The following is a 13,482-nucleotide window of genomic DNA, read 5'->3' as shown; positions in this document are numbered from 1 at the left end:
GTTAGCCACCGTGCCCGGCCCCGAAATCTCGTGAAACAGACCCACGCCAACAAGCTGGGCATCAGGCGAGCTCTCATCAATCAAATTGTCCGCAATCGTGCAGTTGACGATTTGGAAAACATAAGGAGAAGGAAGATTATCCGTATGAATCCCGCCTGCTTTTTGTCTGGCGGTGTTGCCGTAGATTAGACAATTCCAAATCCATGCATTCGTGAGATTCGAAACATCAATCGCTGCACCAGATTTACCGGTATTTCCATTCAAGATGCAATTGTAAAACTTGACGCTGGGGCAGAAGTTAACTGACGCTCCACCTCCATCGTCCCCCGCATGATTGCGCTCAAACTCACACTTGACAAAGGTAACTTCCGAATACATGCAGTAGGCGCCCGCACCTCGTTGGAGCGCGCAGTTGTTCTCAATTATGCAATTGCTTACGACAAAGTCCGTGACATGGTCGGCAAAGATACCCCCACCAAAGGAATCCGAACCTGATCCATTTGCGACGCCGCCCGATATCGTCAAGCTGTCGAGCAGGGCGTTGCTCGCCGCTATTATCACGTGGTCGGCTGCTGATGACGTGCACGCGATATACTCCGCGTAGCCTGGGTCATCTTGCGGGGGCGGATTGCCACACTCCTCGCATCCGCCGCTGATTGTTACAGTGTGGTTCGCGGTCAAGTCGCGGGCTGCGCGCGTCGACTCCGTTCCGGCGAACCCGCCGTAAACATGCACATTATCGGCAAGGATGAGGCCGGTGCCGCTAACATCGTACTCGCCCGCGGCAATCCACACTTCCTGTGCCCCGCAAGCCTCTGCTGCAGCTATACCTTCCTGTATCGACGTGAACGCTGTTGCCCACGAAAGACCGTCCTCGTTGCAGGAGATGTTTGCCTTATTCACGTAGATGATCGCGGATCCGCAACCTGTGGAAGGCGTATACCACACGTCATTCACGACAGATGGTATCGTGCCTCCGCTTAGCCAAATTCGACCATTGAGAATGGATGCAGCATGTAGACTACGAGCTGCCCAGCGAGAACCGGCGGGTGGAAGCTCAGTCCAATTAGTACCGTCAACCGATCTCCATACTTCGTTATTGCGCCCAAGTACATCGGCGTCGCCACCCATGACATACATGTGACCAGCGTAACCAACGACTGAAAGCGAATGAGATCCCAAATATGGCGCGGTGGCAGCCGCTTGAGTCCAGTTCGCACCGTCCGTCGAGTACCAGACATCAAAGAAATTCTGCGGGTTCGGGACTGCATTCGATTGCGTCCCGCCAAGTATCCACATCCTGGAATCGAACGCCACACCCGCCAAGTTGTATCGAACCGCCCAATTTGCCGCCGCAGTCGCCTGAATCCAATTGGTCCCATCTGACGAGTACCAAACGTCATTTAAGGGTAGACTCCCTGCATTGCCAATTCCTCCAGCTAGCCATATCTTGTCGCTGCAAACAAAACTTGCGAAAGCACTGCGTACGGACCACGCCGCAGCGCCAGTTGCCACAGTCCATGAAAGGCCGTCCGTCGAGTACCACACGTCATTGAGGGAGCTTCCGCCATTGTAGCCCCCGATTACCCATATTGCGCCGCTAAACACGACACTCGCGTGCGACCGGCGCGCCCCCCACGGCGCGCTTGCAGTGACTTGTGTCCACGTTGCACCGTCGGAAGACGACCAAACATCATTGTAGTGGGTACTACCACTTACACCCCCCATTACCCAGAGCTTTCCGTTGTGGGAAACCATCGTGTGGCCCCATCTCGCTGACCAGCCTGCTGCCGCTGTGGCTTGAGTCCATTCAGATCCGGCTTGCGCGTTAGCGGGGAGCGCGTGAATCAGCGCGCAAGACAGCAGGACACCCAAGGTGATGAAGCGAAGACCGCACATCGTTCTGCACCTTCCGACATGCAGCATACTCGATGCACGTCGATTTAGAGGTTGCCTTCTAGATTGTCCGGACATACAGCCTCCCCTCTCGGCCAAGTCGGCCTCGTTGCCTTACTGCACCCCTCACCACTTCCCCAAACCCCGTCGAACGAAACGGCACTTCTATAGTTGAAACGTGTGCTGCCGCGTGGTCGGCCCGCGAAATTGCAGTGCTTGCAGTACTACTAACCCCACGACATCACGTTTTGAGCTACCGGAATTGCAGAGACGAGTACTCGCGATGGATCCAATCCAACTGCAATTCCGCAAAATCGATTTGATAGCTGACTACTCGGAAAAACGGAAGAAGTGCGAACGACCATGAAGGCGAGTGCAGACAAGAGAAGGCACCACTTAGGCTTTGCCCCCTGCTCTCGCGCATGGCGCTACGAGTTAAACTTGTGGCGAGATTCATTCCGGCCCCATCCCCCACAACACCGTCTCCACCCCCGCGGAATGTTGCAAGCCCTCTCCGGAACTTGGGAAGAAACTAGCACGCATGCATCAATCTGTCAAGTGGTAAATGTGGGCGTGCCACGCGAGCCATACATGCTTTTCACGCATACAAATAATACAGACGAATCATCAAGAAGGTCACGGACAAGTCGCGGCTATGGGAATCTTATGGCCCTGCCGCGACTGGACTGCTTCGGCAGTAATTGCCTCGCATTTTGCCTTGCGAGTGTCATCACGGGGCTGCAGTAATTCGCGGTTAGGCGAGGATATCTTTCACAACGATTCCCGCCACGTCCGTGAGTCGGAATCGCCTGCCTTGGTACGGGTACGTCAGTTTCTCGTGATCGAGGCCGAGCTGGTTCAGGATTGTCGCGTGGAGGTCGTGGACGTTCACGGGGTTCTCGACGATGTTGTACGAGAAGTCGTCGGTCTCGCCGTAGACCATTCCGGGCTTGATGCCGCCACCGGCCATGAATATCGCGAAATTCTTCGGGTGGTGATCACGGCCATAGTCCGTGGCCGTCAAGGTTCCCTGGCTGTAAATTGTGCGGCCGAATTCCCCGCCCCAAATGACGAGCGTATCGTCGAGCATGCCGCGTTGTTTCAGGTCCGAAATGAGCGCGGCAGTGGGTTGGTCCGTGTCCTTGCACTGGCCGGGGAGTTCCTTCGGCAAGGTCGTGTGCTGGTCCCAGCCCATGTGGTAAAGCTGGATGAAACGCACGCCGCGTTCGGCCAGACGCCGCGCAAGCAGGCAGTTTGCCGCATAAGTGCCGCGCGTCTTCGATTCGGGGCCGTACATCTCGAACGTGCTCTCCGGTTCTTGCGACAGGTCGGTCAATTCGGGCACCGACGTCTGCATGCGGTACGCAAGTTCGTATTGCTCGATGCGCGTTACGATTTCCGGGTCCTGATACTCCGCGTGGGTGTCGTGGTTCAACGCCGCGACGTCGTCGAGCATTTTGCGGCGTAACACCGGATCGACACCGGACGGATCGGACAGGTACAACACTGGGTCTCCGGTGCCGCGGAACTTCACGCCCTGATACACCGACGGCAGAAACCCGCTGCCCCAAAGTCTGTCGTACAGCGGCTGGCAACTGGGGCGCCCGCTGCCGCGCGAACTGAGCGCTACGAACGCGGGAAGGTCGCGGTTCGAGGAGCCGAGTCCGTAGCTCACCCACGCGCCCATGCTCGGACGGCCCGCGATTTGAAACCCGGTCTGGAAGAACGTCATCGCCGGATCGTGGTTGATCGCATCGGTATGAATGGTCTTTACGATGCAGATATCGTCCGCAATATTCGCGATATGCGGAAGCAGTTCCGAAATCCACGCGCCGCCCTGGCCATACTGTTGGAACTTGAAGATCGACGGCGCGATCGGGAATCGCGCCTGCCCCGAGGTCATCCCCGTAAGGCGCTGCCCCATGCGGACGGAATCGGGCAGGTCCTTGTCGAACATGTCCTTCATCACCGGCTTGTAGTCGAACAGGTCCAACTGCGATGGCGCGCCCGACTGGTGCAGGTAGATCACGCGCTTGGCCTTCGGCGCGAAGTGCGGCGCTCTCGGCGCCATTGGGTCTTCGCGCTCCAACGCGAAGAGTTCGGGGTTCAACAGCGATGCGAGCGCCGCGGTGCCGATGCCCGTTGCGCAGCGGCCAAAGAACTGCCGGCGATTGATGTGGAGTCGGTGTTCGAGAATCGGGTCCATGTCGTTATTCCCGTGTTATCGCTTCGTCCATGTTCAGCATGACGGAAGCGAGCATCGTGTACGCGGCCAATTCCGGGGCCGGAATGCCGACGCTAGGCTTCGAGTCGCCGACCTCCAGCAATTTGGCCGCGGATTCTTGATCGTGGATGAAGTGGGACTGGTAGTCGTTCAGCGCCGCCAGCAGGACTTGTTCCTTCTTCGCGTTCGGTGCGTGCGCCATGAGCAGCCTGAACCCGAAACGCACCCGATCGCCCGACCGTTCGCCGCCCTCGAGGATCATGCGCTGCCCGAGGAAACGCGCGGCCTCGACGAAGGTGGGGTCGTTCATAATCGCGAGCGCCTGCATCGGCGTGTTGGTGTTTTCCTGCCGCATTGAACACATCTCGCGGCCCGCCGCGTTGAATATCTGCATGTGCGGCGGAAGGATCGTCCGCTTCCAATACGTGTACAAGCCGCGACGGTACAACTTGCCGCCCGTGTCCTGTACGTAGAAGTTTGTGTCGTACTCGTCCATATTCTGGAACGTCAGCGCCGACCACAGGTCTGCGGGCTGGTACGGCTTCACGGGCGGCCCTCCAATTTCCGGATTGAGCAGCCCGCTGACCGCGAGCGCCTGATCGCGAATGATCTCGGCCGGCAGACGCGTGCGCGGCGCGTGACTCAACAGGACGTTTACCGGGTCCTTCTCCTGCTTCTCCTGGGTTGTCTTCGAGCTCTGACGATACGTCGCGCTCATGACGATCCGCTTCTGCATAGCCTTCACGTCCCAGCCCGAATCGACGAACGTTACCGCAAGCCAATCGAGCAGTTCGGGATGTGTCGGAAGCGTGCCCTGCGTGCCAAAATCCTCGCTTGTTTTCACGATACCGTGGCCGAAGTACATCTGCCAATAGTGGTTTACGCGAACGCGCGCCGTAAGCGGATGTTTCGGATCGACGAGCCACTTCGCGAATCCGAGGCGGTTCTTGGGCAACGACTCGTCCATGGCGCCCAACGACGCGGGCACGCCCGGGTACAGCCGCTCGGATTTGTCGGGCTTGTCGTAGACGCCGCGAGCCAACTTGTACACCTCGCGCGGCGTCTCCATCTCTTCCATCACCATCGTCGTAATGATGGACTTGTTCAAGACATCGAGCTGCGACCGCACGCCTGCCGCTTCGGCGCGTTTTGCCCGCCAAACCTCGTCGCGTTCGCGAAACAGCGTCGTGAGCCGCCGCTGGTCCTCGGCGTTGCGCTCTTCCGTCGGCGTCGCCAGCAGGTCCATCATCGCGAGCACACCCTGTCCATCATCGGGAACAAGGCGGAAGTAATAGCCGGTTTCGCCGCCGTAGTTGGCAATCTTAAGAAGGACGTCGTGTGTTCCCTCCTCCAGGAACAGCGTCAGCTTTTCCTGGTCCGGCGCGGCGATACGGCCGACATTGTTCGCCAGCCGCACCTGGCCGTCGACCCATACTTTGATGGCGTCGTTACTGCCCAACGCAAATGTGATCGCCGTCGACACGTCGACCTTGATGGTGCGGTGCAGGTAATGGACCGACGGGTCGCGCGTGTCGAAACGATTCACTTGGCCGTCGGTCCAGTCGGGTCTCTCAGTCCAACGCAGCGAGCCGTCGCCATACGTGCGCGCCGGGTCATACCCTTCCTCCGGCGGGAACGCCGTCTCGAGCAACGTGTTGGTCGGAACATCGGCCTTCAGTGGGCCGACAAAATGCCATGGACCGAGTTCCTGCTGCGTCCAGCGAACGATCGCCTGTGACGGCGATTGCGAGAGTCGGAACTTGCCGATGCTATGACCCGCGTGCGGCGACTCGTGGCGCAGGGTGACCGTGACGCGATCGCCCGGCTTTATGGCGGTGGCGTCTTCGAGCACGAACACTGCCACCCTGTCTTCGCGTTGCTGCGGTGACCCGGTCGCCCAGCCGGTGGCCGGGTCCGCGTCTATTGCGTTGCGCACGGAGTAGTCGCCGCCGGTTTGCGCGTAGTCCGCGAACGCGGCGGATACCCGCACCGGTTCGATCTTGTCGGGGGAGTCCGCGCTCGAACGCCCGACTTCAAAACCGCTCAACACGACGTTGCCGTCTTCCCCGCGGCCAGGGCCGTTTTGGGGAAGCGACGGGTCCGTCAAGACGTCGAGTTTGATCGCGCCAATCGGACGCGTCGCGACGAATGTTATGGTGTACACGTCTTTTTCTGCGACCGCTCCGCCGGCGAGAAACGACTTATCCTGCTGCGGGGCAAGCTCCGCGCCGCTTTGCGATACGGCGTTCGCGATGTCCACCGCCTGCCAATCCAACTCGGCAAATTTACGCCCGAGTTCCTCTTCCCACGTTGATTGCAGCGAATCCAGGCGCGTGTCCGGCCCGGACAGTTGGTCCTCGAGCGCCGCCAGGCTCGCGGTAAGGCTGGTCTTCTTTGCCGCCTGCTCCGGCGTGGGCACTTCGACGAACGGTTTGTCGTTGCCCTGCTCGCGGCCCTTGCCTTCCTCGGGCACGTTGCTGAAGAACGCGTAGAGTTGGTAGAACTCGCGCATGCTGAACGGATCGAATTTGTGATCGTGGCAGCGCGCACAAACCATCGACAGACCCATGAACGCAGTGCTCGTGGTCACCACGCGATCGGCCACATACTCGACGGCGTATTCCTCCGGAATGATGCCGCCCTCGCCGTTAATCCGGTGGTTGCGATTGAAACCCGTGGCGATGCGCTGTTCGAGTGTCGCGTCGGGCAGCAAATCGCCCGCAAGCTGCTCGGTCGCAAACTGATCGAAAGGCATGTTGTCGTTGTACGCCTTGATCACCCAATCGCGCCACGGCCACATAATGCGCTTGGTGTCGCGCTGGTAGCCATTCGTGTCCGCGTATCGGGATACGTCGAGCCAGATAAACGACATCCGCTCGCCGTAATGCGGCGACGCCAACAAGCGATCGACGACCTTCTCGTACGCGCTGTCGCTCGTGTCCGCCAGGAACGCGTCCACCTCGGCCGGTGACGGCGGAAGCCCCGTCAAATCAAGCGAAACGCGGCGGAGCAAGGTCTCCTTGTCGGCTTCTTCCGCGGGGGTCAAACCGGCGCGTTCGATGCGTTCGAGGATGAACCGGTCTATCTCGTTACGGCACCACGCCTCATTCGACACCTTCGGTAGCGCGGGCTTCTGTGGCGTAATAAAGGCCCAATGCCCCTGCCACACGGCGCCCTGCGAAATCCACATCTTGACGATCCCGAGCTCCCGTTCGCTGACATGCAGCTTCGATTCCGGCGGCGGCATCACCTCCGCGAGATCGGGATGGCCCAGGCGCTTCATGATCTCGCTCGAATCCGGGTTGCCCGGCACAATGAGGTCCAAACCGTCCTTGGTCTTGCCGAACAGACCTTCCTTCGTATCGAACCGAATGTCCCGTTTGCGCGTATTGGCGTCCGGGCCGTGGCAGGGGTAACAATTAACAGATAAGATGGGGACGACGTCGCGGCTGAATTGGACCGTTCCCTCCGCGCGAACAGCCATCCGCGACGCGGCGACTGTGGCGACCAGGGCTACTGCGATTCGCCCGAGCCGAACCATACTTCTGGTCGTGAGCAACACTCTAGACTCCTGCTCCCCCGCAGCAATCAATCCCTCGTCAGCGGCCAAAACGATAACCGTAGACCGTGTCAGGAATCAATTTGGACCCGGAACCGCCAATTGTCCGTAGCGGGGCCTGTGTTGCGGATGAAAGTGCCCACGAGTCACGCGTACCATACCGACGAACGAGTTTTCGCGCGGCCGTCGAGTAAATAGGGGCGAATCGTGGGCACGAAACAAGGTGCGATACTGGCCATTCACGGGGGTCCGAAGGCGGTAGGTTCGGACGGAACGGACCGCTGGCCGCTTATCGAAAAGGAAGACGTGAGCCGGCGCATTGGTGCGTTGCTCGACGCCGGCATCATCACGATTGCGGACGGGACCGGCATCGTCGCGGAGTTTGAGGCAGCCTACAGGCAACTGGTGGGGACGAAGTACGCCCTCACCATGAACAGCGGGACGGCGACGCTGCACAGCGCGTACTTCGCCGCGGGGGTAGGACCCGGCACCGAAGTCATCGTGCCGAGTTACACCTGGCACGCATCTGTGACGCCCATCCTGCACTGCGCCGCCACACCCGTCTTCGCCGATATCGACCCGGCCACGCTCGTCATCGACCCCGCGGATATCGAACGCAAAATTACCGATCGGACCCGCGCCATCTGTGTGGTGCACACGTGGGGTAACGTCGCCGACATGGATCGCATTATGTCCATCGCGCGTGCGCGGGGCATCGCCGTGATCGAGGACGCCTCCCACGCCCACGGCGCGTCGTACAAGGGACGGCCCGTTGGCAGTATCGGCGACATCGGGTGTTTCAGTATGCAGGGCGTGAAGGCCGTGAGCGGGGGAGAGGCGGGCGTCGCGACAACAAACAGCCCCGAGTTGTTCGATCGAATGGTGTTGCTCGCGCATTTCGGACGTGGCCCCAAGGGCGAAGGAAAACATACTTTTGATTCCATCGGCGATATGAGTCTGGGCGCGAAGTACCGCCCGCACGTCTTCGCAATCGCCCTGGCGTCGTCGCAATTGGAGCGGCTTCCGGAACTCAATCGCCGGCGAACGCACAACTACGCAATCCTTAACGATCTGCTGCGCAATGTCGAAGGGATTGAAGTTGTGGATCCCGCCCGCGGCTGCGTACGCGCGGGGTATCTCGAATTCAAGTTCAAGGTGGCGCGGGACGTGTTGAAGCGGGTACCCCTCGAACGAATCGAGGCCGCGCTCGTTGCCGAAGGCGCACCGTTTCAAAAGGACCGCTACAGCAGCATGAATTTTACCTACGGTCTGCTGCACCAGGCGCCGCTGTTCACTACGTTCGATCGCAGGACACTTGGCGGTTGCTTCTACGACCCGATATCGTATCGTGGCCCTCAATCGGCGGTGGCGTTGCCCGTCACGGAGGATGTCTGCTCGCGCCTCCTGAGCACGTATGCGTTCGTCGACGTAGAGGAATCGTACCTGCGCGAATTGGCAGACTCGTTCACGAAAGTCATGGGCAACATCGACTCACTCTAATGTCGTGAGTTTAAAATGCGCAGCATTTGTCGTGCTCGTGCTCGTGCTCGTAATCGTAATCGAGCTTTCGAACTCCCGCGTAACTTCTATGGGCATTCGACTTTTCGAACGAATTTGGGATTCATAACGCTAGCGGTTCCCGTCAATCGATTTTGTTGATGTTTGTAGCGCCCGGTCTCCGTGCCGGGCGGTATTCCGCGTGACTGGGACCGCCAAATTAAAATGACGCAGACCACTCGTGTCATGAGTTTGAAATTCTTTGCAGAAGACTGCCCGTACGGGCATCGCGCTCAAAGTCCCCCTTTGAAGGGGGATTATATACTTGAAGCAAGGCAATAATCGGCGTATCATTCGCCCATGCTCGATACAATTAAGCGGATACGATTCTACCTACAGGATCATCCAATCGCTTGGATTCTTGCGGTTGGCTTCGCCATTTTTAGCGCCCCCGGCTCTTGGGAGCCTTGGGGAAATATAATGGCAAGCATCACATCGACTGAGTGGCGAATCTTCTTTGGTGCCATTGCGATTGCGTTCATTGTTGGGCCGTATTTTATCGAAAAGATACAACGGCGCAGTCTGAGTTTGAGTAAAGCAAAACGAATCATCCGGCAAATTCTCGACAAACACCTGTTCGATTCGTCAATGCCTGAATATTCTGACACCGAGTTTACGTTCAAGTACACAATTAAGTATGCCTCTAACTCTCAAACTGATTACTACATAAATTGCTACAAGGCCGACGATAGTTATGTTCGGATAAGCTGCGGTTGGGCATTTTCTGACTTCGAGATAGGGGCTTTCGCAAAACAAACAAACGCTCAATTACTCAGGCTCTTTGCCCATATACGCTTGGAGGTAGCGAGGGGAAAACTGCGCCACGTCATAAAGACAGAACTAGACCCGACGCACCCAGAAAATAAACCCGGCTTTCACGTATGGCGCGACGTACAATTAGTCAGAAATTTTGACGAGCTTTTACACGACGCAATATACGATGTTGAGGCTGGCTACAGCAGCATTTGGGCGATATTGGCAATTGAATTGCCGGAACTTTCTAAACCGGCTCAACAGCCAAAGTTGACGCCACCGCGAAAGAGCGCGCCACGCAAAGGCGCAGTGCGGCGATCACGTAATTAACTCTTACGAACCGCTTGCAACCAACGTCCTATATCCCAACTTTTCCGCCTCAATCAGCTTGAGCAACGTATCCCGAAACAAGTACGGGTTCTTTCGGTTGTTAAACCGGAACTCAAATTCATCCAAGTACGCCGGTAGATGTTTGGCGCTAATCTGATGATACGAACCAACCACAGACCGCTTGAAAAGCGAGAACACGCCTTCAATCGTATTCGTATGCACATCGCCGCGCACCCATTCGTCCGCTTCGTGGTTGACCGTCTCGTGCCGCGTGTTGGCGTCTGTAATGCCTTTGTACCCCGCGTGGCCGTCCGTGAAGATTGCTTCCGTGTCGGGATGCGCGGTATCGAATACAAACTTATGAAGCGTTTTGCGATCCGCGCGTTTGTCCACTTTCAAGCGCACATCGCCGCCGCGTTCGATTGCGCCAAGCACCATCTGTTTATGGCCCGTGAAACCGCGTCCTCGACCGCGAGCACGGCCACCAAGATACGTTTCGTCGCACTCAACCGTCCCGCTCAATTGCGCTTCGTTTACGTCCTTCACGGCAGCGCGGATGCGATGGCAAAGATACCACGCGGTTTTGTACGCCACTTTCAGCGTGCGCTTGAGTTGATTCGCGGAAATGCCTTTGCGCGATTCGCACATGAGGTATACTGCGGCGAACCACTTCCGCAAGGGAAGATGCGAATCGTGAAAGATTGTTCCGGCAGTAGCCGAAAACTGATAGCGGCAACCGTCGCAATCGTACTGGTCACGTTTGATGATTTTGGATATGTTAGTGCAACCGCAACGCGGGCATACAACGCCGTCCGGCCAGCGTAGTTCCGTGAGATAATCACGGCACTTGTCCTCGGAGCCGAAAGTATCCATCATCGTGATTAGGTCGATTGAGCGATTGTCAGACATGGAGTAATCCTTATGCCACGCAAGCCAAAGAAGGCACGCGAGTTGACGACCGACGAAGTGATGAAGCGCCTGTTTCCGAAAGAAGTACGCATGGAACTAAAGCGCGTTGCGCATGAGAATGACGCGCAATCAGATAAGCGAAAGAGTAACCATTCCAATAAGTAATCGTTGCCATGCGCACATCATACAGGATTGCCCACCTTGTGTCAAGTAGATAATCCCCCTTTGAAGGGGGATTTAGGGGGATGTGTGATTGTGCCCCAACGGATCTTGTAGAACTGATTTCAAACTCGGGACTCTAGGGCGCGAGTTCGTATAGTTCGACGTTCGCGAGGTCGACTGCGATCGGCTTCCCGACAGTGAGATCGAAGCCTACACCCGTGTAGTGTCCGTCAGTGATGGACTTTCCACCGGTCGAAGGCAGCGTCAGCACCTTTTCGAAAGTCTGCCAATCTGTTTCGAGTTTGCAGACCGCATTCGGGTTGGGCGCGCCCTCGGCGACAGCGGCCTTCCCCGGCGCGCCGGACGATTCGAACAACTCGTATCCCTTACCCTTTACTGCGACGATGCCCGGCGTCTTCGCGTCGTAACTGTGCCACATGATCGGCACGAGATCGATTCCCGCCTCGCTGCACCGCGCGCGGAACCGCAGCAGGACTGTCTTGCCCGCGAACCGATGTACGTCCTGGATTCCGAAGTATTCGAGAAATGTATAGCGCACGGCGCCCTTGTGGTGTTCCTCGCCCCAGTTCTCGGGTGCGACGCTCCACGACACGCGAAGAAACCGCTCGGGCGAATCTGCGTCGTTCGTGCCGCGCTTAATCACATCATAGGTCGCAGTCGCGCCTACTCCCGGCCCGCCATACCAGTGCTTCGGAATCGAGTCCGCCGGCACGCCCACCGTCGTTGTCGTGACACTCTCGCCCGTGTACGAATCCCACTGCGCGAAATCGCCGTTGATCATTGCGTTACTGCCAACGCGACGCAGCGGCAACGCCGCGAGCAATACGCGCGACGTTGGCTTGTCCGTTGGTGACGGCAGCGAGTCCAACACGACGGCGAGTCCTTTCGACAGATTCGACCCGCTGCACGGTGAAATCACATCGAAGAAGCCCGGCGCGCCGGGCAACTGCTCCGGCGCGATCAGCGCCCCTGGTTTGGCTGTCTGCGTAACCGATCGCTTTGACAGCACGCCGCCAATCGTAAGCACCGTGCCGACTTCATTTTCTCCCCGGTACAACGCTGCGATCGTCGATGGCGCGATGAACTCGCGTTTCCACGCGCCGTTCGCGTCGCGCCACGAATGGTAGGTCCCGGCCGGTTCCGAATCCGCCGGCAAGGGGTCGCCGTACTTGTGCACGTTATACATGTGCATGACGTGTACCTGGCCGGACGCATCCACGGTCATGTCCGTTGCGTACGCAATATTGCCGACCGGCGATTCCGCAACGCGCTCGCGAAGGGCAGGCGCAACCTCTCCGATCCTGTAGTACAAGTACCAAACGATGTTGTACGAGTTTTCGTCGCCGCCGTCGGGACAGTTCGTCGCGATGACGTGTACGCCCTGTTCATCGGGCACGAGGATTGGATACGTCCACGCCGTCTTCGGCTTCGTCTCCACCTGGCCTTCCTGCATCGTTGCCAATGGCGACCACGTGAGCGTCGCGAGATCGAGACTGCTGATGTACATCGTGTAGCTCGGCGTGCTGCAGAATGCGAAGTACAGCGTATCGCCGCGAATCGCGACTCCGGGATAGAACGCGTTCGTCATGTCCGGGTGTGGCGGCAGCGTCTCGAAGTCGTCGATCGCGCCCGGCGTTTTCCCGCGCAAGATAATGATCGGCTTTTCCCATTGGTTGTACACGACGATCACGCGGCCGGAAGCATCGAGCAGCACCAGGGGCGGTTGGTACACGCCCGCTAACTCCGCGCCCTTCACCCAACCACCGTCTCGCCGCTTGTACACGACGCCATGGCTCGTCTCCGGCGAGTCGCCCCAGAGGCCCACCGTGTAGTACGCGCTCCCATCGAACGCGATCTTCGGCGCGCAGTATCCCCAATACGGGCTGACCCACGAGTCACCGCGCGCCACTTCTTCGACAATCCATCCGCTCGGGCTGGCAAACGCCGATGCCACGAATAGGAACGCGAAGGCTACGACAACTTTTCTCGCCAGTACTCCCGGCAAGTTCTGGACGTCGATGTGAAGCTTCATTGTTGGAATTGCGTTTCCTTCCACCTGTCAGACTCAGTA

At 58.2% G+C, this 13,482-nt stretch carries 7 protein-coding genes and 1 pseudogene; 3 read left to right on the top strand and 5 right to left on the bottom strand.

Going from position 1 to position 13,482, the window contains the following annotated elements; all coding sequences use genetic code 11:
• Positions 1-1,539: 1,539 nt before the first annotated feature.
• The 3 genes and pseudogenes from HUU46_23435 to HUU46_23425 all read right to left on the bottom strand — a co-directional run bounded on the left by HUU46_23435 (position 1,540) and on the right by HUU46_23425 (position 7,679).
• Positions 1,540-1,974, bottom strand: a pseudogene (locus HUU46_23435) (hypothetical protein).
• Positions 1,975-2,650: 676 nt separating this feature from the next.
• Positions 2,651-4,102 (bottom strand): DUF1501 domain-containing protein, encoded by a 1,452-nt coding sequence (locus HUU46_23430; GenBank protein NUM56594.1) that lies wholly within the window; start codon positions 4,100-4,102, stop codon positions 2,651-2,653.
• Positions 4,103-4,106: 4 nt separating this feature from the next.
• Positions 4,107-7,679 (bottom strand): DUF1553 domain-containing protein, encoded by a 3,573-nt coding sequence (locus tag HUU46_23425; protein NUM56593.1) that lies wholly within the window; start codon positions 7,677-7,679, stop codon positions 4,107-4,109.
• A gap of 207 nt (positions 7,680-7,886) precedes the next feature.
• On the opposite strand from HUU46_23425, the gene HUU46_23420 reads away from it, so the two are divergent.
• Entirely contained in the window at positions 7,887-9,179 is a 1,293-nt protein-coding gene (locus HUU46_23420; GenBank protein ID NUM56592.1) for a DegT/DnrJ/EryC1/StrS family aminotransferase, read from the top strand.
• A gap of 477 nt (positions 9,180-9,656) precedes the next feature.
• Positions 9,657-10,319 carry a hypothetical protein gene (locus HUU46_23415; GenBank protein ID NUM56591.1) on the top strand — a complete coding sequence of 221 codons (663 nt, stop codon included), beginning with the start codon at positions 9,657-9,659 and terminating at the stop codon, positions 10,317-10,319.
• 3 nt (positions 10,320-10,322) lie between these two features.
• Here HUU46_23415 and HUU46_23410 read toward each other — a convergent pair whose 3' ends face one another.
• Complete coding sequence (locus HUU46_23410) at positions 10,323-11,228, bottom strand: IS1595 family transposase (protein ID NUM56590.1); 906 nt, start codon at positions 11,226-11,228, stop codon at positions 10,323-10,325.
• 12 nt (positions 11,229-11,240) lie between these two features.
• Between HUU46_23410 and HUU46_23405 the strand changes: the two genes are divergently transcribed.
• Positions 11,241-11,393, top strand: coding sequence for a hypothetical protein (locus tag HUU46_23405; GenBank protein NUM56589.1), 153 nt, complete (start codon positions 11,241-11,243; stop codon positions 11,391-11,393).
• Positions 11,394-11,526: 133 nt separating this feature from the next.
• Here the strand turns inward: HUU46_23405 and HUU46_23400 are convergent, their stop codons facing one another.
• Positions 11,527-13,443, bottom strand: coding sequence for a hypothetical protein (locus HUU46_23400; protein ID NUM56588.1), 1,917 nt, complete (start codon positions 13,441-13,443; stop codon positions 11,527-11,529).
• Between the last annotated feature and the right edge of the window lie 39 nt (positions 13,444-13,482).

It is taken from the genome of Candidatus Hydrogenedentota bacterium, assembly GCA_013359265.1.
Taxonomy (GTDB): domain Bacteria; phylum Hydrogenedentota; class Hydrogenedentia; order Hydrogenedentales; family SLHB01; genus JABWCD01.
This window is presented reverse-complemented; position numbering and strand designations above follow the sequence as displayed.

Coding starts and splice junctions, on each gene's coding strand:
- HUU46_23430 (NUM56594.1), bottom strand. CDS start 4,102: ATGGACCCGATTCTCGAACACCGACTCCACATCAATCGCCGGCAGTTC.
- HUU46_23415 (NUM56591.1), top strand. CDS start 9,657: ATGGCAAGCATCACATCGACTGAGTGGCGAATCTTCTTTGGTGCCATT.
- HUU46_23410 (NUM56590.1), bottom strand. CDS start 11,228: ATGTCTGACAATCGCTCAATCGACCTAATCACGATGATGGATACTTTC.
- HUU46_23405 (NUM56589.1), top strand. CDS start 11,241: ATGCCACGCAAGCCAAAGAAGGCACGCGAGTTGACGACCGACGAAGTG.
- HUU46_23400 (NUM56588.1), bottom strand. CDS start 13,443: ATGAAGCTTCACATCGACGTCCAGAACTTGCCGGGAGTACTGGCGAGA.